General features: G+C 34.0%; 20 protein-coding genes and 2 pseudogenes. 19 read left to right on the forward strand and 3 right to left on the reverse strand.

Annotated features, from left to right (window positions below; translation table 11 throughout):
- The first annotated feature begins 367 nt into the window (after positions 1–367).
- From Q0K80_RS06590 to Q0K80_RS06635, 10 genes and pseudogenes are all read left to right on the forward strand, one after another.
- Positions 368–1,219 (forward strand): energy-coupling factor transporter ATPase, encoded by an 852-nt coding sequence (locus Q0K80_RS06590; protein ID WP_294604542.1) that lies wholly within the window; start codon positions 368–370, stop codon positions 1,217–1,219.
- Positions 1,195–2,040, forward strand: coding sequence for an energy-coupling factor transporter ATPase (locus Q0K80_RS06595; protein ID WP_294604544.1), 846 nt, complete (start codon positions 1,195–1,197; stop codon positions 2,038–2,040). Before Q0K80_RS06590 ends, Q0K80_RS06595 begins: the two co-directional genes overlap by 25 nt.
- A 4-nt stretch (positions 2,041–2,044) precedes the next feature.
- Positions 2,045–2,842 (forward strand): energy-coupling factor transporter transmembrane protein EcfT, encoded by a 798-nt coding sequence (locus Q0K80_RS06600; RefSeq protein ID WP_122026345.1) that lies wholly within the window; start codon positions 2,045–2,047, stop codon positions 2,840–2,842.
- Entirely contained in the window at positions 2,842–3,627 is a 786-nt protein-coding gene (gene truA / locus Q0K80_RS06605) for a tRNA pseudouridine(38-40) synthase TruA (RefSeq protein ID WP_294604547.1), read from the forward strand. The genes Q0K80_RS06600 and truA overlap by 1 nt, the downstream gene beginning before the upstream one ends.
- Positions 3,628–3,733: 106 nt before the next feature.
- Positions 3,734–4,177, forward strand: a complete 444-nt coding sequence (gene rplM / locus Q0K80_RS06610) for a 50S ribosomal protein L13 (protein ID WP_294604548.1) — start codon at positions 3,734–3,736, stop codon at positions 4,175–4,177.
- 11 nt (positions 4,178–4,188) lie between these two features.
- Entirely contained in the window at positions 4,189–4,584 is a 396-nt protein-coding gene (gene rpsI, locus Q0K80_RS06615; protein ID WP_294604549.1) for a 30S ribosomal protein S9, read from the forward strand.
- A gap of 261 nt (positions 4,585–4,845) precedes the next feature.
- Positions 4,846–5,415 carry an ABC transporter ATP-binding protein gene (locus Q0K80_RS06620; protein WP_365935329.1) on the forward strand — a complete coding sequence of 190 codons (570 nt, stop codon included), beginning with the start codon at positions 4,846–4,848 and terminating at the stop codon, positions 5,413–5,415.
- Positions 5,412–6,061, forward strand: a pseudogene (locus Q0K80_RS06625) (ABC-2 transporter permease). Before Q0K80_RS06620 ends, Q0K80_RS06625 begins: the two are co-directional and overlap by 4 nt.
- Before the next feature lie 18 nt (positions 6,062–6,079).
- Entirely contained in the window at positions 6,080–6,244 is a 165-nt protein-coding gene (locus Q0K80_RS06630; RefSeq protein ID WP_158593820.1) for a hypothetical protein, read from the forward strand.
- Positions 6,245–6,608: 364 nt separating this feature from the next.
- Positions 6,609–6,965: a DUF6176 family protein gene (locus Q0K80_RS06635; RefSeq protein WP_294604552.1), complete on the forward strand. Its 357-nt coding sequence runs from the start codon at positions 6,609–6,611 to the stop codon at positions 6,963–6,965.
- Between the two features lie 88 nt (positions 6,966–7,053).
- Here the strand turns inward: Q0K80_RS06635 and Q0K80_RS06640 are convergent, their stop codons facing one another.
- The 3 genes and pseudogenes from Q0K80_RS06640 to Q0K80_RS06650 all read right to left on the reverse strand — a co-directional run bounded on the left by Q0K80_RS06640 (position 7,054) and on the right by Q0K80_RS06650 (position 10,162).
- Positions 7,054–8,319 carry an FtsX-like permease family protein gene (locus Q0K80_RS06640; RefSeq protein ID WP_294604554.1) on the reverse strand — a complete coding sequence of 422 codons (1,266 nt, stop codon included), beginning with the start codon at positions 8,317–8,319 and terminating at the stop codon, positions 7,054–7,056.
- Positions 8,316–8,999 carry an ABC transporter ATP-binding protein gene (locus Q0K80_RS06645; RefSeq protein WP_294604555.1) on the reverse strand — a complete coding sequence of 228 codons (684 nt, stop codon included), beginning with the start codon at positions 8,997–8,999 and terminating at the stop codon, positions 8,316–8,318. Before Q0K80_RS06645 ends, Q0K80_RS06640 begins: the two co-directional genes overlap by 4 nt.
- 90 nt (positions 9,000–9,089) lie before the next feature.
- Positions 9,090–10,162, reverse strand: a pseudogene (locus Q0K80_RS06650) (S66 peptidase family protein).
- 228 nt (positions 10,163–10,390) lie between these two features.
- Here Q0K80_RS06650 and Q0K80_RS06655 point away from each other — a divergent pair.
- The 9 genes from Q0K80_RS06655 (at position 10,391) to Q0K80_RS06695 (ending at position 21,703) form a co-directional block, all read left to right on the forward strand.
- The gene (locus tag Q0K80_RS06655) at positions 10,391–10,705 is read left to right on the forward strand and encodes a PadR family transcriptional regulator (RefSeq protein ID WP_294604557.1); all 315 of its coding nucleotides are present in this window, start codon (positions 10,391–10,393) and stop codon (positions 10,703–10,705) included.
- Positions 10,698–11,321 carry a DUF1700 domain-containing protein gene (locus tag Q0K80_RS06660; protein WP_294604559.1) on the forward strand — a complete coding sequence of 208 codons (624 nt, stop codon included), beginning with the start codon at positions 10,698–10,700 and terminating at the stop codon, positions 11,319–11,321. The genes Q0K80_RS06655 and Q0K80_RS06660 overlap by 8 nt, the downstream gene beginning before the upstream one ends.
- Before the next feature lie 25 nt (positions 11,322–11,346).
- Positions 11,347–12,213, forward strand: coding sequence for a DUF4097 family beta strand repeat-containing protein (locus Q0K80_RS06665; protein WP_294604560.1), 867 nt, complete (start codon positions 11,347–11,349; stop codon positions 12,211–12,213).
- 262 nt (positions 12,214–12,475) lie between these two features.
- The gene (locus Q0K80_RS06670) at positions 12,476–12,925 is read left to right on the forward strand and encodes a fructose PTS transporter subunit IIA (protein ID WP_294604562.1); all 450 of its coding nucleotides are present in this window, start codon (positions 12,476–12,478) and stop codon (positions 12,923–12,925) included.
- A 3-nt stretch (positions 12,926–12,928) separates the two neighbouring features.
- Positions 12,929–13,246: a PTS fructose transporter subunit IIB gene (locus Q0K80_RS06675; RefSeq protein WP_046325322.1), complete on the forward strand. Its 318-nt coding sequence runs from the start codon at positions 12,929–12,931 to the stop codon at positions 13,244–13,246.
- 1 nt (position 13,247) lies between these two features.
- The gene (locus Q0K80_RS06680; protein ID WP_294604566.1) at positions 13,248–14,345 is read left to right on the forward strand and encodes a PTS fructose transporter subunit IIC; all 1,098 of its coding nucleotides are present in this window, start codon (positions 13,248–13,250) and stop codon (positions 14,343–14,345) included.
- Positions 14,346–14,410: 65 nt separating this feature from the next.
- Positions 14,411–16,642 carry a glycoside hydrolase family 38 C-terminal domain-containing protein gene (locus Q0K80_RS06685; RefSeq protein ID WP_294604567.1) on the forward strand — a complete coding sequence of 744 codons (2,232 nt, stop codon included), beginning with the start codon at positions 14,411–14,413 and terminating at the stop codon, positions 16,640–16,642.
- A gap of 449 nt (positions 16,643–17,091) precedes the next feature.
- Entirely contained in the window at positions 17,092–19,719 is a 2,628-nt protein-coding gene (locus Q0K80_RS06690; protein ID WP_294604569.1) for a glycoside hydrolase family 38 C-terminal domain-containing protein, read from the forward strand.
- Between the two features lie 52 nt (positions 19,720–19,771).
- Positions 19,772–21,703, forward strand: a complete 1,932-nt coding sequence (locus Q0K80_RS06695; protein ID WP_294604571.1) for a PTS sugar transporter subunit IIA — start codon at positions 19,772–19,774, stop codon at positions 21,701–21,703.
- Positions 21,704–22,155: the final 452 nt, after the last annotated feature.

Genomic DNA, 22,155 nt, shown 5'->3' on the forward strand with positions numbered 1-22,155 from the left:
CGTGAGAGTGAGAATAAGCGTTAAGATGATGACGAAAGTTTAGTCTAGCTTAGATGAAGTAATTTATCCCTCCTCATGGGTGATTTTTTTTGCTTTAAATTTTAGTTGATTGACAGTTTGCAAATAAAACTTAATTGACTTTTACTTCATATTCAGATTTAATGCTTTAATTTAGTGAGGCAAAATGAATTACACTGCTGCAAACAAAGTAAAAATCACTTATTTTAAACTACTCCTCTTAATATTGCTAAAATTTATTAAAAAAACATCCAGATAGTAATGATAAAAATGGAAAGATTGCAATCTTTGTTCAGAAATCATAATATTTTTGGTACAATTGAATCAGACTTTTTAGGATGGTGAGAGTATGACAACTGACAGTATTATCAAAATAAAAAATGTAAGCTTTACGTATCCAGAGTCAGCAACTCCTGCTATAGACAACATTAGTCTTAATATCAAACGGGGATCATGGACATCAATTATTGGCCATAATGGCAGTGGCAAGTCGACAATTATCCGGCTGATTAATGGCTTACTGGTACCTGATGAAAAAGGAAAACCGGAAATTGAAGTGGATGGCTTAAAACTAAATGATGATACGGTTTGGGAAGTTCGAAACAAAGTTGGAATTGTCTTTCAAAATCCTGACAATCAGTTTGTGGGAGCAACAGTAGCTGATGATGTTGCATTTGGATTAGAGAATCGCGGTGTTTCGCACTCAGAAATGGTAAAGATTGTTCCTGAAGCAATTAAGGCAGTGGGGATGAGCGAATACACCAATGCTGAACCAGCAAATCTTTCAGGAGGACAAAAACAAAGAGTAGCAATTGCCGGAATACTGGCTATTAAACCTAAAATTATTGTACTTGATGAAGCTACGTCAATGCTTGATCCTGAAGGTAGAGACCAAATATTATCAATAGTACAAGCAATGAAGAGTAAATATGACTTGACAGTAATTTCAATTACGCATGATATTGATGAAGCTAATATGGCTGACCAAGTCTTAGTAATGAATGATGGTAAATTAATTACTGAGGGCAGTACTAAAGATGTCTTTAGTCAAGTTGATCTGTTAAAAAATTTGGGTTTAGATGTAACATTTTATGAGCAAGTCAAAGCAAAGTTACTGGCTGACTCTGTTGCAATCCCAGCTAGTGTAGATTCAGAAAAAGAGTTGATCAATTATTTATGTCAATTAAATTCGAAGATGTAAGCTACATTTATTCTCCCGACACACCACTTGAAAAAAAAGGTTTAGATAATGTTTCTTTTGAGCTGCAAGAAGGTTCTTTTAATGCAATAATTGGACATACTGGTAGCGGAAAATCGACTCTTATGCAACATTTTAATGCTCTAATTAGACCTACATCCGGGAAAATAGAAATAGCTGGCACAACTATCACACCGGAAACCACTAATAAAAATTTAAAAGAATTGAGAAGACATGTTAGTCTGGTTTTTCAATTTCCAGAAGCACAGCTATTTGAAAATACGGTAATAGATGATATTGCTTTTGGACCTAAAAACTTTGGTTATGATAATGAAAAAGCCTTTGCAAGTGCCAGGTTTTGGCTAAAAAAAGTTGGTTTACCTGAAGAAATTGGCAAGCGATCACCTTTTGAGTTATCTGGCGGACAAATGAGAAGGGTAGCGATAGCTGGTGTCATGGCTTATGAACCAGAAATTCTCTGCTTAGATGAACCAGCTGCTGGACTTGATCCTGAAGCACGTGAACAAATGATGGCACTTTTTTCTGAATATCAAAAAGAAGGGCATACTGTAATCTTAGTTACTCATAATATGGATGATGTGGCCAATTATGCTGAAAATGTTTTAGTCATGGAACACGGTAAAATGATTAAACAAGCTACACCAAGAGAAATTTTTAAAGATCGCAATTGGTTACAAGAGCATCATTTAGAAGAGCCTAAGCCTTCCTTGTTTGCCACTAAATTGCAAAACTATCATTTTGCAAAATTACCATTAACTATAGCTGACTTAGTAAAAGATATAGAAACCAATTTAAAGGGGTGAGAATGTGAGTAAAATCTTAATTGGCCGTTATGTAGCTGGTGACTCGATAATTTATCGTATGGATCCCAGAGGAAAATTACTGGCAACTATCATTTTTATTTTATTCGTATTTTTAGCCAATAATCCAGTTTCTTATCTAATTGTAACCATTTTTAGTATAGCTGCTGTAGCTGCCACTAAACTAAAACCAAAAGTCTTTTGGGATGGAGTTAAACCCCTAATTTGGTTAATTTTGTTCACTTCCTTTTTGCAGTTGTTTTTCTCAGTTGGTGGAACTGTCTACTGGCAGTGGACAATTTTTGCATTGTCTAGTTATGGTATAACCAATGCTATTTATATTTTTATCCGCTTTACAGTGATCATCTTAATTTCTACAGTAATGACTGTTACTACTAAACCACTTGAAATTGCTGATGCTATTGAATGGCTATTAAAACCGCTAAAAATAATTCATGTTCCAGTCGATAAAATCGCTCTAATAATGTCAATAGCTTTACGATTTGTACCAACTTTATTTGATGAAACTTTAAAAATTATGAATGCCCAACGTTCACGAGGCGCAGATTTTAATAATGGCGGGTTAGTTACCAGGGCAAAGGCAATTACCCCTCTTCTGGTTCCGCTATTTATTAATTCGTTAGAAACAGCGATCGATTTATCAACTGCGATGGAATCACGTGGTTATCGTGGAGATCAAGGTAGGACAAAATTCAGAATCTTAAAATGGTCCAATGTTGATCTTATTAACTTGTGCTATTTCATTTTACTATTAGGGCTTTTATTAATATTTAGGACACATTAATGACAACAAGATATAAAATGACGGTTGCTTATGACGGACACCTTTTCCATGGCTTCCAGTATCAACCTCATCAAAGAACTGTGCAAGGAACGATTGAAACTGCCTTATCTAAAATGACTAAGGGCAAGAATGTGGTTGTTGAGGGTTCAGGTCGTACTGATGCAGGAGTTCATGCATTGGGGCAGGTAATTCATTTTAACTATCCTGATAAACAAATTCCACCAGAAAGAATGATTTGTGCGTTAAATTCGCTCATGCCGCTCGACATTGTTTTTAAAAAATGTGACATCGTAGATGAAAATTTTCATGTGCGATATAGCGCTAAAGGTAAGTGGTATCGCTATCGCGTTAGTTTAGACAGATTTGTCGACCCCTTTAAGCGTCTCTATACGGGACATTATCCTTATCCAGTTGATGTGGAAAAAATGAAAAAGGCATCTCTTGATTTACTGGGAACACATGATTTTACCAGCTTTGCAGCTAGTGGTGGCCAAATTAAGAACAAGGTTCGTACCATGTTTTATGTAAATATCCAAAAAGATAAGCAGAATAATGAAATTGTCTTTGATTTTATCTGCTCTGGTTTTCTTTACAATATGGTCCGTATTTTAGTAGCAATGTTATTAGAAATTGGTAGGGGTAAACGTCCTGTTAATGATATTCCCCGGGTAATAATGGCAAAGGATCGTGAGCAGGTAAGAGAAACTGCTCAGGCAAGTGGGTTATTCTTATATCATGTTTTTTATGATGATATACCTAAAAAATATAGGCTCGACAGGGAATAATATTGACTTTTTAGTTGAAAAGAATTATTATATTAAAGTATGTTTGTCCACGATAGGCCCCGGAATCTTATTGTATTCAAACAACGTATAAACGGAGGAAATTAAATTGCGTACTACACAATTAGCGAAACCTAATGAAATTGAACATAAGTGGTATGTTATTGACGCAACAGATGTATCTTTAGGTCGTCTGTCAACTGCAGTAGCAACTATTTTAAGAGGTAAGAATAAGCCTCAATATACACCAAATGTTGACACTGGTGATAACGTCATTATAATTAATGCCGCTAAACTAAAGTTAACAGGTAAGAAAGCTACTGACAAGATTTACTACCATCACTCTGATTACCGTGGTGGCATAAAGGCCACTCCAGCTGGAGACTTGCTGGCTAATAATCCAGTTAGATTAGTTGAATTGTCAGTTAAGGGTATGCTTCCTAAAAATACTCTTGGTCACCAAGAATTTATGAAGATGCATGTTTATGCTGGTGCTGATCACAAGCACGAAGCACAAAAGCCTGAAGAATTAGACATTAACAAATTAATCTAGGAGGTTAAATAATGGCACAACAAGTTGCATATGCAGGTACCGGTCGACGCAAGAATTCTGTTGCACGTGTTCGTTTAGTACCAGGTAGCGGCAAGATTACCGCTAATAGTAAAGATATTGATCAATACATTCCTTTTCCTAATTTAGTTAAGGATTTGAAACAACCATTGACCCTAACTGAAACTGAAAATCAATATGATGTTAAGGTTAATGTCAATGGCGGAGGTTTCTCAGGTCAAGCTGGAGCTATTCGTTTAGGAATTGCTCGTGCTCTTCTTGAAGTAGATCCTGATTTTCGTGGTCCACTGAAGAAGGCAGGTTTCTTAACTCGTGATCCAAGAATGGTTGAACGTAAGAAACCAGGTCTTAAGAAGGCTCGTAAGGCTTCACAATTTAGTAAACGTTAATCAACACGATTATATCAAGGTTTCAAAACACTTCTTGGTTCACACCATGGAGTGTTTTTTGGTACTTTTTAGCTAAATTCACACACTTTCACATCAATACTTTAAAAAAGCAATATACTGTTTGACTTTGATAATCCTAATTTGAAGTAGTTTAATGGTTATATATATGATGTTGCAATCTTAGTGAGGTATAAAATGGGTTCCAAACTAGTAATAGATGTGCTAAATTTAAGTAAGCGGTACGCAGATTTTTAACTACAAATTAACAATTTAAAAATAAATGAAGGAAGTATTGTTGGTTTAATTGGTGAAAATGGGTCAGGTAAGTCAACTTTTTTGAATTTACTATTAAATCAAATAAAAAGTGAAATAGGCAATGTAAAAATTTTTGGTTTAGATTATGTTAAAGATGAATACCAGATAAAACTTAACTTAGGTGTAATTTTGGAGCAAAATTATTTTCCAAACTCATTTTCTGTTCAACAAATTGAGAAAATGCTAGAAAAGGTTTATCCATGTTGGGATAAAAAACTCTATCACAATTTAATTGATGATTTTGATTTGCCTACCAATAAGCCTATTAGTAATTTTTCAAAAGGAATGCTTGTTAAATTAAATTTTGCTGCCACCCTTTCTCATCGTCCTAGACTCTTAATTGCTGATGAAGCAACCAGTGGGCTTGATCCAATTATAAGGAAAGAAATCTTGTCTTTGTTAAAAGAATATGTAAGCGATAATCAAATGACGGTATTATTGTCTTCACATATCTTAAGCGATTTAGAACAAGTTGCTGACTATTTTATTTTTAGTAAAAGGAGTGAGGATGGATGAAGGGACTTCTCTATAAGGATTTGCAACTTATTTTAAATAAGGTAAGTTTAATAGGTAGATTGCTAATTATTTTAGTACTACTTTTGGTGACAATTTTTTGTAGAGAGTCTGGAACGATTTTTCTTTCAATCATTGGACCGATTGGTTTAGCATCAATACCAACTAGTCTATTAGTTGCTGACCAAGAAAATGGATGGAACAGACTTGTCGGTGTTTTCCCTATTCCTAAAAAAACATAGTTTTTGCTAGATACATTTTTTGTATTTCATTAATTCTATTTATTAGCTTTATAACTTTAATTTTAAGTATCGGCACTGCTTTAATTTTCCAACAATTTAGTCTGCAAATCCATGTATTGATAGCGATAGTTGGCTTATTGATTGGTATCATGTATGTAGTTCTCTTACTTCCAGCAGTTTATGCTTTCGGTACGTTTGGCAGCAGAATCGTAAATGTACTGGTCTTAGTCCTTATCATGGGAGTGATTTATATTTTGCAGAAAACGACTTGGGGTCTATTGTTCATCACTTGGATTAGTAATACTAATTCTTTCTTGCTAGTAATCGCAAGCTGTATCTTAATTGCAGTAATATCAATCGTTTCAATGATAATTTCAACAAAAGTATATTCCAACACATTTAAGTAGTTAGGAGCTTGAACTATTATGAGTAAAAAAATATATCATCAAATAGCTGTTGCTTTAGCAATAGTTTCAATTGTACTTGCAGTCGGGATACTGATCTGGGGAGAAAGAGGGACTGCTTTTATCGCAATTATTCCAGCCGTAATTGCAGATTTAATGGAACGGAAGGTAAAGAAAGTAAAATAGTTAACTGGGAGTGCTCTACAAAATTGTAACCAAAGTAAGTTATTGAGTGGTTTGAGTTGCTAATATTTATAAGCTCAATTCATATATTTTGGAAGTAAATTCAAACCATTCAGATGAAGTTAGTTGAAATTTATTGAAACAGTGTTTTCAGAAAAGTGTGGGAATATCTGATATTAAAGGCTTCTTGAAATTTAGTCAAATAAATGTTATTCAAACTAAGTCTTAAGAAAGCGCGTAAGGATTCATAATTTAGTAAGCGCTAATTATTTATTTTTACCGAATTACACCATTTATTATAAAGATTTAAGGCATCAACATAAGTTCGGTACCTTTTGTTTAGATTAGATAGGATTAAAGTAGAATTATGACAAAAACTGAATTAACCCGTTTTCGCATTAAAAAAGGGAAAGAAGCGAAGGCACAGGAATGGATGGACTTTTTAAATGAACATCATCAAGATACTGTAGCAACAATGGCGGGAGAAAGAATGTATATTGAGACTGTATTTAAAGAGGAGTGTGCGGATGGTTACACATACTTTTATTGGTATTCTATGCAAGGAGAAGGAGGAAATGCAGTCGAAGATTCGGATAGTTATATTGATCAAAAACACTTAGAATATTGGGACGAGTGTATAGATACTGCATATAGGCCGGTGGATATGAAAGTGATGAAAAAACTAGTAGCACCTAAAATCAAATGTATTATAGATGCTGATTAAATAAAAAATCTAATAAGGTGTAGTTATTTGAATAAAAGAAAACCAAAAAACGTCAGATATTATCTGGCGTTTTTAATGTTGCAATTATTTATTCATATCTTAAAGCAGTGATGGGATCTAGTTTTGCTGCTCGTTTGGCAGGCAGTGTTCCTGCTAAAAAGGTAATTAGACAGATGATGCCAATAATTAGTAAGCTGCTAGACCAGTTGAACTGAATTAAGGTAAAACCATCCAGCCCTTTTAAGAATGACTTAGCAGCAAAATTGTTTATGGCACTACCTAAGCCCATTGCCAGTAATAATCCCAATGAAGAGCCAAACAAACCAATTAAGATCGCTTCGCAGCTGAAGATGGAAAATACTTTACCTTTGCTAAGCCCTAATGCCTTCATAAGACCAATTTCTTTTGTACGGTCTCTCACTGACATGTACAGGGTATTAATTACTCCAAAGCAGGCAGCTACTAATGCGATAGCTCCAAAAACAATTAAAACCCCAGTGACTGCGTTGAATGTTAGGAAAAGTTCATTGACTGCTTCCTTAAGAGTCATACCAGAATATCCTTTTTTAGTTAAATTATCCTCAACTTTCTTAATGCTGCTGGCACTCTTGTTAACAGGAGTAGCAATGACACTAACATACTTATCTTTTAATGCATGCGGAAGACCTTTTTGGTTGGCGGCAATTATTTTTTCCCCTAAGCCATTACTGTAAATGGCAAAACCTTTTGATACTATACTATCGTTTCTGACTCCAACAACCGTAGCAGATATTTTTGCTTTTTTCTTGGTAACGGGTGATTTTGTCACTAAAGTAACTTTTTTACCGAGTGCATCTTGAGCATTTTTGAAACCATAAGATTTAACCATTGGTTTAGTGATTAAAATCTGGGCCTTTTTTCCGCTAGTTGCAACTTGGTGACCAACTTTCAGGTCGTAATTGATTCCTTCCGTTATTTGCGCTATTATAATATATTTAGTTTTATTAGGGCCTTGGACATAGTCAACATCACAGTCCTTTAACGCTTTAAAATCTTTTAAGCCTTTAACTGATTTGATTTTTTTAACGTCGTTTTTGTCCATCATACCATCAGCGTTTTGACTGCTCTTCTTAGTATTATATTTTTGAGGTTCATTCGTATCTTGACTGGAACTCCCAGGCAAAATAGACATTTGCTCAGTTTTACCAACATTGCCGACTTGCTTTTTCAAATAATCATTAACACCATTATTAATACCCATAGTAATGGCAATAGTTAGGGAACCAATGAAAACAGCAATAATGGTTAGGAATGTTCTTCCTTTATTGTGCCATAAGTTTGTAGCTGCCGAGTTAAGAATATCATGGAATCTCATTGCTGTGTTCCTCCTACCACTTGACCATCTTTAATCTGAATCTGACGTTCACACTTTTTGGCTAAATCCGGATCGTGGGTAACAATTATTAAAGTGATATTTTTTTCTTGATGTAATTTAAATAAAATATTTTCAATATTCTCGCTGGTAGCTGAATCCAAATTTCCTGTTGGTTCATCAGCAAAAATAATTTGGGGATCATTGACTAAAGCACGTGCAATACAGACCCGTTGCTTTTGTCCCCCTGATAAAGCACTGGCTTTATTTTTGACTTTGCTTTCTAATCCAACTGCCTTGATTGCTGCCAGAGCTTTTGTACGGCGCTCTCTGCCTGTGACTCCAGCTATTTTTAGAGGGAGCATGACATTTTCCAATACGCTGTCTTGAGCGTTTAAGAAAAACTGTTGAAAAACAAAACCAAATGTTTGATTGCGCAGCTTATTTAATGCTTTATTCTTAATTTTACTTGTGGGTTCATTATTTAAAAAGACGCTGCCAGTAGTGGGGTGGTCAAGAAGTGCCAGGATGTGCATCAAGGTAGACTTACCCGAACCACTTTTGCCAATGATAGCCACCGAATCACCTTTGTTAATCTGTAAATTTATTCCACGTAAGGCATCAAACTTAGTTGTACCTTTGCCATAGGTGCGAGTTACACCACGAGTTTCAAGTAAACTCATAGATTTTCCTTCTTTCTTTGTATCACTGTAATATATATATAATATACCATGACTAAAAAAAGGCAAATATTTTTTTAAAATAATTTCAGATTAGGCAAACCAGGATTCCATAACTTTTATCTCTGTTTTTTCAAAATCAATTTGTGTTAGCGCGCCGTAGGGCAGAGCAGCACGGGGATAAGCATGTCCAATATTTACATTATATATAATTGGTGTATTAAAGGTAGCAGTCTCTTCCAGTAAGACTTTTTTATAGTCAGAAAAAAATTTTTTATTCTGCGGTTTACCAACTAAAATAGCCCGCACATTGCCTAAAATACCCACTTCAGCCAGTTTAGCTACTTCTTTACGATAAAATTCAGGAGCTGGTTTTTCTTCGCATGTTTCTATAAATAATATTTTATCTTGAGCTTCTTCCTCTGTAAGCATGAGATGATATTGACTGTCGATAGGCGGTTCGTCTTCATAACGATTAGGGACTAAGTTATCGTAAAGACTATCAATACAACCACCCCATAGTCTTCCCAGAATTTTTCCGTGACCGCGTAGCACCTCATAACCAGTATCTTGGTGGTTTATCCTTTTTTTGACAACTTGGCTGATTGAATAATCAGTTCTTTCTTCATACCAGGTTTCACTAGCAGGAATGATGGTTGCAGGCGAATTCTCAAAATAATGATTTAAAGTTTTTTTGGTGTAAGGTAAAAGTTCGTTTTCTAGCTCTGCAAAATCAGTTAAAAAGCTTGGACCATAAAAAGTTTGCATTCCTAACCTATAAAACATTAAATGGTTATTCGTGGTATCAGAAAAACCACTAAACAACTTGGGATACTCAAAAACAGCAGTTTTAAATTCCTGATCTGCCATTAAATAAGGCAGTGTCTTGTAGGTATCATCCCCACCAATTGCGGCAATGATTCCTTTGATGTCTGGTTTTAAAAATGCTGCTTTTAAATCGGCAGCGCGTTTAGCAGGATGACTTTTGATGTATTTAATACCGCTGAGAGCATGGGGCATAAAAACAGGCTGTAAACCAAGTTGCTTCATGTGCTTAATTCCTTGTTTAAGTTCATGAGAAGCAAAATCTCTCCCAGAGTACCAGCTGATAAACTGACTATTGCTATCTTATCTCCAACCTGTAAATGTTGTGGTTTCATTAACATAGATTGAACCTCCACTATTAAAAATAGTTATTAGTTTTTAATCTTACTATAAAAACTTAGCCTAGAAAACCTTAGTGAATGTGTAAATTTAAGAAACAAGCAAAGGGATAAAGGTTCGCAAAATTTGAGAATGCAAAAATAATTCAGTGAAAGTTCCATTAATTGCTTGAAAGCATTTTGATTAAGCTCTACAATATTATATATAATATAATAATGGAGGAAATAATTATGACGATAGTGATTCAAAATCGTCTTCTGGATGGAGTTGTCTTAGCTTTTATTAAAGAAAACAGTGGTTATAGTCGTGGAATAACAAACTGTGCTAAAGCAACTTTTGGTATTTCTGAGTCTGCCATCTATCCTGTCTTGAAAAGATTAAGGGAAAACAAATTCTTATTAGTTGGTACCAGGCTTTTTCAGGGAAGAAGCAGGAATTACTATCAAATTACTGCTTCAGGTAAAGCAGAATTAAAAACAATTAAAAAAGAGTGGTATAGTTTTAGCACTAAGATAAATCAAATTATGGGAGAAGAAAATGAATAAAGTTATTGATAATTATATTTTGCAGTTAAAGCAAAATCTTGTTAATTTGCCTAATTCTGATATGCAAGATGTTGTGGAATTTTATCAGGAGTTTTTACTGGACGGCAATTACCATAATGAATCAGAGATAATTGCTGAGTTAGGGACTCCCAAGCAATTAGCACGCAAAATTATGGCGGACTATTCAGTTTCAATACCTGAAAGAGAAGAGGCACACAAAACCAGCTCCAAGTCTAACTTAAAAACCATTTGGGTTATTTTATTGGGAGTTCTGGCTGCACCCATCGGCATACCATTAGCATTAGCAGCAGTAATAGTTATGGTAGCAGTATTGATTGCATTGGCCGCAATCTTTATTGCTTTAGCTATCATTATTACCTCTTTATTCATCGCTGGTGTTTTTATATTGATTAGATCGTTTGGACTGCTTTTTGGTGGCTACTGGGCTTCAGGCTTTTTCTATGTTGGAGGAGGTTTAGTTTTAATATGTATCAGCTTAATGCTATTCCCAGTAATTATGAAGTTTATTCGCTTCCTAACTGCAGAATGTGCTGCTTTTTTTCAACACATTGGCCGGAAAATTTTCAAGCAGCGTTACTATAAAACCAATGTTTAGATGAGTGAGGAGGATTGGATTAATTATGAGAAAGTTTTATCGTATATGTGGATTGGCCATAATTGTTGGTCTTGTTATGATGCTCGTTGGCTGGTCTAATAACGGTGTAAGACCAATAATTGCTAATCATAACCACTTTACTTTGACCGCTATTGATGATTCTAAGCTCACACGTACATATACTTCAAACCACAAATTTAATAAAGTTTTTATTCAAACTGATTCCTCTGATGTTTTTCTTCATTCGGGCAAAAAATACCAAGTTAATGTTACTGGAGTTAATCCAGATGCAGTACAAGTAAAATTAGCAAATAACCGTTTGGATATTTATGAGCCCAGACCTATTGCAATCAATTGGCGTAAAATTGGTTCTAGAATTGACGTAACTGTTCCTCAAAATGTTCACTATACTGAATTTAATAGCGACAGTGATCACGGAAACATCAGATTAAAAGACCTGAAAGCTAATGCAAATTTTGTGAGTTGTATGGATGGTTATTTGGATATTGATAATATTGACACGAAAAATACAAGTTTAATAACTGGTGGCAACCATAGATTAACACTCAATAACTCTGATCTGGGTAATTCAGAAGTTAAAATAGATGGAGGTTGGTGCAGACTTTTAAATTGTCGTTCAACAATGACTCTGGATGCTTCTAACGCTAATATTACAATTAACAATTCACAACTTAGCAATAGAAATTCTTTTACTTTACAACTTAGCAATTTAGTAATTAAAAATACGCCTAACCTAAGTTACCAGTTGACAGCAGATGGCAAAGCAATTAGGTATAAGGGTTCAAAGCCCTATGAAAACTTCATCAAAAAGAACTCCAAGAAAAATTTTCTTTTGGTTGATTCAACAGAAGGAACTATTACTATTAAATAAAAATTATAGCAGGCTCTTTTATCATCAAACTAAGTCCTGAAAGTCAAATAACTTTCAGGGCTATTTTTTTAGTTAAACTTTTAGAAAAAACTTAGATTATAAAACAGCTTGTATTAAACAAACCTAGTTAAACAGGATTATGACTACATTAAATACGATTTTTCCAATTTAAATGGAAAATACTGGTACTTACAAATTAATTATTAAAAGATAATATATTTATTGAAAAGGTTTTCAAACAAGAAAAGAAGTGAAGACATAAATGAAATTTTCTAACAAGGATGTTTTTTTAGACGTCAACCAGACTAGTGTAAATTCCTTTTTAAAGTATGCTGCAAAAGCGGCATATGATGCAGGCTATACCAATGACATAGAAAAATTAGATCAGAGTTTTTTGGCAAGAGAGCAAGAATTTTCAACAGGACTTGAAGATGGCTTTGCAATTCCGCATGCTAAAACAACAGCGGTCAAAAAACCGGGTTTTCTTTATTTTAGATTAAGTAAGCCTTTAAACTGGAAGACATATGATAAAAAGCCAGTCACTGATGTTTTCGCATTGATGGTCCCACCCGAAAATGCGGGTGACAAGCATTTACAGATGCTGGCGAATTTATCAACTGCACTGTTGGAAAAAGATTTTAAAGAAAAATTACGCAGCCTTTCTTCTAAAGAAATGATTGCACAATTTATTAATGAAAAGATTGGAGAATAAAAAATGAATGTAGTAGGAGTTTCTGCTTGTCCAGCAGGCTTGGCCCATACACCAATGGCAGCTAAGGCTTTAGAAAAAGCTGGTAAGGAATTAAATTGGAATGTCAAAATTGAGCAACAAGGAATGATGGGACCAGTTAACGCTATTTCTCAGAAAGAAGCAGATGCAGCTGATTTTGTATTAATTGCTTCTGATCAAAAAATTACTAGTATGGACAGATTTAAGGGCAAGCCAGTTATTCGAGTAGATATTAACACTTGCATTAAGGCACCTAAAGCTGTTTTGAAGAAATGTGCTGCTGCAATTAAGAAGGAGAATTAGTATGAAAAGAATTTTGAAAGAGTGGGAAGGAGCAATCATGAGTGGGATCTCATACATGATCCCAACCGTTATCGGTGGTGCACTTGTTGTTGGTGTACCGCAATTGATTGGTATGTGTTTTGGCTATGGTAATTTATCTAAGTTTGCTAAAACCGGCGGCTTTTTCCATATTCTTTATCAAATAAACTCGGTAGGTTGGATTGGCATTGGCTTAGTTAATTTGGTAATTGGTGGCTATATTGCTTACGCTCTCGGTGACAAACCGGCGTTAGGTGCTGGCTTTATCGGTGGACAGTTAGCTACTAATAATCAGCTTGGCTTTATTGGAGCAATAGCGGCTGGACTCATTGCCGGCTATGTAGCACGCTGGTGCCGCAAGATTAAAGTTCCGGATAAGTGGAATTCAGCAATTGAACTTATCGTTATGCCGCTTTTAACTGTTGGTTCAGTGGCACTCTTTGTAGGTGTCGTTTTAACGCCACCTCTAGCCTGGATTAATAATGGCTTAACATCCTGGGTTAAGTACATGGTCGAACAAAAGACTAATGCTGTTTTATTAGCTGCAATTATGGGCGGCATGATCGGTGTTGACCTGGGTGGACCTGTTAATAAAGCTGCCTGGGGAGTAGGAAACTTCTTCTTTATAGAAGGCATTTATCAGCCATGTTTGTATACCAACATTGCTATTTGTGCTATTCCGATGGGATATGCACTTATGAGTTTCATTTGGCCTAAAAAACGGTTTTCTCCAGAATTATTGGAAATGGGACACAATAACTTAATTATGGGAACTTTTGGTATTACTGAAGGTGCGATCCCATTCATGATGAAGGCCCCACAACTGATAATTGTTAATGTACTTGGTGGAGCTCTAGGCTCGGCTACAGGTGCATTTTTGGGAGTGAAATCCCATATTCCTCCTTTAGGCGGGTTACCTGGGATTTTGACTGCAGATAATATTTTTGCTTATCTTGCTGGTATCTTTGTTTGTGCTTTATTTATAGCTATAGTTGCACCATTAATTGCCGACTTCACAGATAAAGATTCATCAGGCGAAGAATCAGTGAGTGACGACGACATCGAGTTAAATATTCAGTAGAAAATAAAAACTATGGTTTAAGAAAATATTGCTTTTAAGCTATAGTTTTTTATTTAGGAGATAGAATGATAAAAAAAGTTTTTGTAATTCCGCATACTCACTGGGATAGAGAATGGTTTTTCACCTCAGATCGTGCTAAAGCATATTTAATTAAAGATATAAAAGACGTAATTGATCATTTAGAAAAAAACGAAAAGTACGGTAGTTTTTTATTAGATGGTCAAACTTCTTTAATTGAAGATTATTTGTCTTGGCGTCCGCAAGATATTGATCGTGTAAAAAAATTAGTTAAAGAAAAAAAGCTTTTTCTAGGACCATGGTATACCCAAACTGATCAATTCATGGTATCTAGTGAAAGTATCATTAATAACCTCAGAATCGGGATAAGTTCGGCATCTGATTTAGGCAGATACATGAATGTAGCTTATGTACCAGACTCGTTTGGTCAAGAGTCAAGTTTGCCGCAAATATACTCTAGTTTTGGCATCAAAGATGTAGTTTTATATCGTGGCTTTTCAATCGCAGACACCAAAAACTCTGAATTTATTTGGCAGGGTGAAGATGGTTCCCGAATCAATGTGTTTCGCATGGCTTGTGGTTATTTTATCGGAGGCGTGATTGATGAAAATAAGTTGTCAGCATTAATGAAAACTGAACCCTTCAAAACTGTAGTCCAACAAGCAACAACAAATAACATTTTGTTTCCGAATGGTTCAGATATGGCTCCATTAAGAGATGACTTGCCAGATTTAATTACTAAGTTAAATGATGCTAATGAGAAAGAATACCAATTTAAGGTAGCATCGTTGCCAGAATATATTGACGCAGTGAAAAAAGATAAGCCTGACATGGCACTTGTTAAAGGTGAGCAGGATTGTGGCAAAGATATGCGTGTTCACAAGTCGATCTATTCTTCTCGAGCAGATATCAAAAAATTAAATACGGAATTACAAAATTATCTCACTAACGTTGTGCAGCCTGTTTTGTCTATGGGCAGTTATTTTGGTCTAGATTATCCTTTTGCAGCAATAAAAAGCTTGTGGCAAAAAATGGGTAGAAATGCGGCACACGATTCAATGGGTAATTGTGTATCTGATAGGGTTAACAATGCGATAAAAATGCGGTATCTGGAAGTGAAAGATACTGCTAAAAGCCTAGTTGATTCTACTTTACGCTTCATTTCTACACATATTAAAAGTGAAAAGCATCCGATTACTTTGACAGTATTTAATACATTGCCCTTTGTAAGAGATGAGGTAATTAATAAGATTCTGTATATTCCAAGTCGCAATTTTAAGATTGTCGATTATGAAAACAATGAGATAGCATACGAAATTAATTCAATCAAAGATAACACTAATTTGATAAAGAGCGCCACTATCCAACTAAATCCAGGAGAAAATATTTATATTCCGAAAAAAGTTTACCGTATCAACTTGAATATTGATTTTGGTGAAATTCCGCCTTATGGTTATAAGCAATTTTACCTAATACCACTTGTGGACAAGGAAATAGAGTTAAACGAATTAGCAATTGCTGATACGAAAATTGAAAATGAGTATTATCAAATTTCTGTTAACACAGATGGCAGTTTGAATATTTTAGATAAACTGAATAAAAAACTTTATTCAAATCAAGCAATTCTAGAAGAAAACGGTGACGGGGGAGATTCATATAATTATTCACCTGCAAAAAAAGATTTAATAATCTATTCGACTAGTCAAAAACATCAGGTGCAGGTATCGCATGGCAAATTGCAAGATAAATTAATTATCTTGTTTAATTACATGGTTCCTAAAAATTTGGAAATGAGAAGTCAGGGAATAACCGACACTGAAATGCCTGTAAAAATGGTTGTTAAATTAACCAAGTCCGATAAAATGATTAAGTTTAAAGTTCAAGTTGATAATACTAAGCCGTTGAGTCACAGACTCTGCGTTGATTTTGCTAGTCAACTTGATACTAATTTTAGTATTGCGGATATTCAATTTGGCACAATCAAACGTCCTCTTGCAAAAGAGGAAGACTTAGCAGATTGGGAGCAAAATCAAGAAAAATGGCAAGAAAAACCAATTTCTATCAATACAATGCAAAGTTTTGTGTGTCTTTCAAATGCTAAAAGAAATATAGCTATTATTCCTCAAACGGTCAGAGAATATGAGTGTACTAGTAAAAAAGATTCTGTTATAAGGCTAACTCTTTTCCGCACTTTTGGCATGCTAGGCAAAAGTGATTTATTATATCGTCCTGGTCGCGCCTCTGGGGATGAAACAGTCCCGACGCCTAACGCGCAATAAAATCATAAACCGGAATTTAAATTTGCACTGACTACAGGACAATCCAGTTATGATCAGTCAAATTTAGCTAATGAAGTTAAAGACTACGAATCTCCTTTGCAAGTCTATGAATATGCAGAATTTTTAAATGGTAGGCTAACTTTCCCGCTTAATCCCAGTAGGCAGTTTTTAAAACATGATTTTAGTTTATTTAAAACTGAAAATAAGTTGACAATAAGTACAATTGAAAGATCAAGGTCTGGTCTGGGATATTGTTTACGACTTTATAACCCCAAATTTCACCAAGTGAGTGAACAAATCACTTTTGTCAAACAGCCTAAGATAGTTCAACTAGTTGATTTAAGGGAGCATATTTTACAAGATTTAAAAATTAAGAATAAGCAAGTAATCATACCAAAAATTGGACACGCTAAGTTTATCACAATTTATTTTGAATTTTAGGAGATATTATGGTTAAAGCATATTTTGTTAATCACACTCATTGGGATCGTGAATGGTACTTTACTACGCAAGATGCACAGGTATTGAGCGATCAATTATTTACAGAAGTATTGAACGAACTTGAAAAACATCCGGAGGCTAATTTTACTCTTGATGGTCAGATGTCTATTGTAGATGAATATGTTGAGATTCATCTTGAAGCCAAAAGTAGAATTCATAAATTAGTTAATCGTGGACAACTCTTCATTGGGCCTTGGTATACTCAAACAGACGCTCTTGTCCCTAACGCTGAATCTCTATTAAGAAATCTGATTATCGGAATTTTGGATGCCAGACAAAATTACGGTGAACCGATGCTATTAGGTTATTTACCAGATACCTTTGGCTTCAACGCTAATTTACCGATGATTTTAAATCAAGTGGGAATTCATGACTTTCTATCATGGCGCGGTACGAATTTTAAAAGACAAACTGAATCCGTCTATTTTAAATGGAAAGCGTTAGGTGGAAAAGCAGTATTTGCTGCCAATTTTCCTCTCGGTTATTTTACTGGTCAAATTGATCTGGAATCAAAACGCAATTTAAAGGATTTTGTTAAAAACCGGCTGGATAAAGGAATAGATTTTGAAGCATTACACGGCAACAATTCTGATGTTCTTGTACCCTCTGGCATAGATCAGATGAATATTATTCATGATATTTCTAAAACAATAACTAAAGTAAACAAGTATTCTAAACATGATGTTTTAATTAGTTCATATCCAGAATTTATGCAAAAACTACGGCAGAGAACATTACCTGAATTTCAAGGAGAACTGAGATATCCAACTTATTCCAGAGTTCATAGAACTATTTGCTCTGTCAGATCTAGAAATAAACGTAAAAACTTTAAACTTGAACAAGTTATAACTCGGCGTTTGGAACCTTTAATGGTAATTGCCCAATATGCAGGTATTCCAATTTCAAATGGCATAGTTGTTAAGTTATGGAAATTGTTGTTCAAAGCGCAACCACACGATACGATGGGTGGCAGTGTTACTGATAACGTGGCGCTAGACATCAATGAGCGCTACAAACAGGCTTTTGAAATAGCAAATGGTTTAGAAAATTACATTAAGAAAAGGTTGGCTCAACGGCTTTCATTATCAGATCATGACGTTTTGGTTTTTAATACTGATCCTTATAGTTTTAAGGGACGGAAAGTCGTAGAAATTATTTCCAGTTCGTCTAATGTTAAGTTTCCAACTCAAAATAAAGCAGTCATTGTGGACTGTAAAGAAGTCAAATCTAGACCTCATATTATGCAGTTAACTCCTAATGGTTATGAATTTAAAGATGAATCTGGCTATTTCAAATTAAAAGTTAGTTTATATATCGAAATGAAGGGATTAGGATATCAGGTTATTCATTTTGAGAATAGTGAAAGCGTAGTGCCTAAGCTTAGGCTTAGGCTACAAAAGGGCAGTTCAATCGCAAATAAGGAAGCCACAGTTAATTATCTGGATGGCAAATTTAATTTAGTTACTAAAAATAAAACTTTTACGGATTTCATCAGTGTTTATGATCAAGCAAATGATGGTGACACATATGACTTTTCGCCACTGAAAAATGATCACGAAATGCGCCTTCCGTGGCAGGGAAAGATTCAGGTTGCTAAGGCAAAAGATATCGAGACACTGCAATTAAGTGGTTCCTGGTCAGTACCATACGATTTAGAAGACAGAACTAACAGTCAAAATGCGAAAAAAGTAGCGGTAAATTTCCAGCTAACTTTGACTATTTTTGCTAATTCTCCAGTGATATCAGCTAAGTTGATAGTTGATAATCAGGCTCTTTCTCACCGCTTAAGACTTAGATTGAAAACTGGTCTTGAAACAGAAAATGTTCATGCACAAATCCAGGGTGGATTCAGAAAAACAACTAATGAAAAAATTGCTGATAACTGGAACGATGAATTTGTTGAAAAACCGGTGAATATTTATATTTTTGATCGTTGTGTCGGTATGAATAATTCAAAGGTAGGATTGTACTTTTTAGGAAAAGGACAAAAAGAATATGAAAAAAAGGATGATTCACTTTTTATTACATTAATGGCTACAACTGGTCAGTTGGGAAAACCAAACTTATTATGGCGACCAGGCAGAGCTTCAGGTGACACTACTTCCGTTGGTCATGTGATGATGCCTACTCCAATGGCACAAGAATTAGGTGTTAATGAGTTTAATTTTGGCTTATATGTTCCAAGTGGAAGTCAATTAAAAGAAGAAAAACTGTCTCAAGTTATTTCTAAATGGTATTCTCCTTCAGTCAGCTACCAAATGCAGAAACATAATCTGTTCGTAAATAGGCTAGATAACAAATTGTGGGATGTGGAATTTGTACAAAATTTGCCTCAACTTAAGAAAACCGAAAATTGGCTGAATATTAATAGTGACATTGAAGTTTCTGCACTTTATTTGTCTTATACAATAAAGAAACATTTGGTACTGCGTCTGTCTAATATGACTAACACAGAAAAAGATGTTTCATATCTTAAAGATAAAAATTTTATTGAAGTTGATGGCTTAGAAAAAATTATTGCACAAAGTTTTAAAATTGCGCCTTATGACATGATTACTTTAGTAAAAAAGATTTAGGTTAAGCGCAAGTATTTACTGAAAGATGTGCAAATGAAAATGAGGTGATAATTTGAAACTATCTTATAAACGATTAGGACAAATTCTTGAACTTTTGTTGAATGATTCTGCCAATCGCTACGTTTCAACCTCCTTTTTAGCACAAAAGTGTCATGTAAGCACTAGAACTATAAGATCCGATATTCAAGCTTTAAATAAAGAATTAACTATTTTTAAGGTGACTATCAAAAATAAACGAGGTGCTGGTTTTTATTTAACAAATATGGATACAGCAACTAGAGCTAAGTTACTCAAAGCTGCTAAAAGTGACTTGCCAGTTACTAGATCTGAGGAGCGTATCGCTGCAGTTGAGCAATATTTGCTGGTAAATGATAGAGTAAAACTATCAGATATAGTGGAAAAGTTTTTCATTAGTGATAATACCTTTTTTTCATACCTTGTAACTATCAAAAAAGAATTTAGCAAATTTAATCTTAAGGTTAATAAATCAAATGATTATTATAGAGTAAAAGGTTCTGAAGCAGATAAACGAAACTTTATTATTGCAAAGTTAATTAATAAAAAATCAGATAATTATATTATTGATTTCACGGAAAAAGAAAGAACTATTTTAGCTAATGTCGATCTAGATAAGTTAAAAAAACTTATCCATGCATTTTTAAGACATTATAGTTATCATATTTCTGACATTAACACTAAAAATATTATTTTACATTTCGCACTAACTATTTCACGAATCAAATTAAACTTTCACTTGGAAGCAAGTACACATGCAAATATCAAAAAGGATGTACTGAAAAATTTAAAAGAATTATTTTTAAAAATTGAAATAGAATTTGGAATCAAACTAAATCAAAAAGAAAAAGATGATTTGATATATCATTTTGCATTAAACTTTCCTGAATGTGTTATTTATACCAATAAGTCTAATTCTAATGAAAGTATTGCAAAAGCGGTCACCTTTTTCCTGCAAAATATTAAGAGTGAATTTGCTATCAACCTATTAAACGATCAAGAATTGCGGGTGAATTTAATTCAGCATTTGACGAATTTAGTTAAGATTAAAAAAGTAAATGGTAAGCGTAAAAACCCATTATTAAATGTGATCTTGTCGACCTTTCCGTATGCTTATGAAATAACTGCCTATTCTGCTCCTATTTTGGAACACATGCTAGATCTTAAATTAGATGACGATGAGCTGTCTTTTATAACTCTTCATATTGGTGCTTCAATTGAAAGACAAGGTAGTCGTTCTTCAAAAAAGAATGCTGCATTGATCTGTGGTTCTGGAGTATCAACTGCAGTTTTGGTAAGGGCAAAATTGGAAACACAGTTTGCCTCGTTTTTGAACATTACCGGTACTTATACTTATGATGAATACTTAGAAGGCAAATCAAATAATAACGATGTTTTGATTTCAATGGTACCTATTAACAATGCTGCCGTTCCAGTAATACAAATAGATTTAGCAAATTTTCACAATGATATTTTACAATTATCAGATTATTTGAAATCTCTCAATAATCCATATCGGACAATTGATAAGTTGTTTGATGAAGATAATATTTATCTATTAAAAGAGAAATTGTCTAAAAATGAACTCTTAAATATGTTAATTAAAAAATTAGAGCAAAAAAAGATCGTCAATAAAGACTTCAAAGAAAAAGTATATGAAAGAGAAAAAATGTACTCAACAGCAGTTGGTGGTAAAATTGCAATACCGCACTCTTTAGGCTATGCTACCAATAAATCCAAGGTTTGTTTTGCACGTCTTTCACAGCCGATTATGTGGGATGAAAAAAATGAAGTAAAATACGTTTTTTTATTAGCAATTGCTCGACAGGACTATTTAAGTATTCAAAAATTATTTGATTTTATTGTCGATTTACAGACTAATTCTACATTTAGAGAAATTATTGATAAAAGTTCTACTCCTAACGATGTTAAAACAGCAATCAGTAAATTGATTCAAAATAGTTATTGAGATGATATGATTTTAAATAATTAACTAGAAAATAATGGCTTTTTGTCAACAGGCATTACAACATTTTTAATTATTTATTTTAGAGGATCGTAATATTCCTTGGTTAATGTAAGTACATTAGCAAACAATTTATATAATTAATAAAAGCACAAGATTTAGATTTTAAAACTTGTGCTTTTTATTTGTATATTACTAAAATTTAAACCTGATTTAAAGTTAATTCGCCTTGATCATATCTATTTCTGATTATAGTATTAAAGGTAGTACCTAATTAAATTTATAGAATTTTTAAAACTCTAAAACATTTTTTAAGATATACTAAAGTACCTTCTGTTAGCTCATCATCAAAGAAATTGTTTTAAGCTCCATGATTTTTAATCACAAAAACACCCCCAAATTTGTCATAGACTTTGAAGTGCAACTAAAAAGTTAGACATTTTATTATTAAGCAA

Origin of the sequence: uncultured Lactobacillus sp. (genome assembly GCF_945290125.1) — a bacterium.
In the GTDB taxonomy this organism is placed as follows: Bacteria; Bacillota; Bacilli; order Lactobacillales; family Lactobacillaceae; genus Lactobacillus; species Lactobacillus rizhaonensis.

Bases quoted from the DNA above. Each gene is read 5' to 3' on its own strand.
- Q0K80_RS06590 (WP_294604542.1), top strand. From the start codon at position 368: ATGACAACTGACAGTATTATCAAAATAAAAAATGTAAGCTTTACGTAT.
- Q0K80_RS06595 (WP_294604544.1), top strand. From the start codon at position 1,195: ATGTCAATTAAATTCGAAGATGTAAGCTACATTTATTCTCCCGACACA.
- truA (WP_294604547.1), top strand. From the start codon at position 2,842: ATGACAACAAGATATAAAATGACGGTTGCTTATGACGGACACCTTTTC.
- rpsI (WP_294604549.1), top strand. From the start codon at position 4,189: ATGGCACAACAAGTTGCATATGCAGGTACCGGTCGACGCAAGAATTCT.
- Q0K80_RS06630 (WP_158593820.1), top strand. From the start codon at position 6,080: ATGAGTAAAAAAATATATCATCAAATAGCTGTTGCTTTAGCAATAGTT.
- Q0K80_RS06635 (WP_294604552.1), top strand. From the start codon at position 6,609: ATGACAAAAACTGAATTAACCCGTTTTCGCATTAAAAAAGGGAAAGAA.
- Q0K80_RS06640 (WP_294604554.1), bottom strand. From the start codon at position 8,319: ATGAGATTCCATGATATTCTTAACTCGGCAGCTACAAACTTATGGCAC.
- Q0K80_RS06645 (WP_294604555.1), bottom strand. From the start codon at position 8,999: ATGAGTTTACTTGAAACTCGTGGTGTAACTCGCACCTATGGCAAAGGT.
- Q0K80_RS06655 (WP_294604557.1), top strand. From the start codon at position 10,391: ATGACGATAGTGATTCAAAATCGTCTTCTGGATGGAGTTGTCTTAGCT.
- Q0K80_RS06660 (WP_294604559.1), top strand. From the start codon at position 10,698: ATGAATAAAGTTATTGATAATTATATTTTGCAGTTAAAGCAAAATCTT.
- Q0K80_RS06665 (WP_294604560.1), top strand. From the start codon at position 11,347: ATGAGAAAGTTTTATCGTATATGTGGATTGGCCATAATTGTTGGTCTT.
- Q0K80_RS06670 (WP_294604562.1), top strand. From the start codon at position 12,476: ATGAAATTTTCTAACAAGGATGTTTTTTTAGACGTCAACCAGACTAGT.
- Q0K80_RS06675 (WP_046325322.1), top strand. From the start codon at position 12,929: ATGAATGTAGTAGGAGTTTCTGCTTGTCCAGCAGGCTTGGCCCATACA.
- Q0K80_RS06680 (WP_294604566.1), top strand. From the start codon at position 13,248: ATGAAAAGAATTTTGAAAGAGTGGGAAGGAGCAATCATGAGTGGGATC.
- Q0K80_RS06685 (WP_294604567.1), top strand. From the start codon at position 14,411: ATGATAAAAAAAGTTTTTGTAATTCCGCATACTCACTGGGATAGAGAA.
- Q0K80_RS06690 (WP_294604569.1), top strand. From the start codon at position 17,092: ATGGTTAAAGCATATTTTGTTAATCACACTCATTGGGATCGTGAATGG.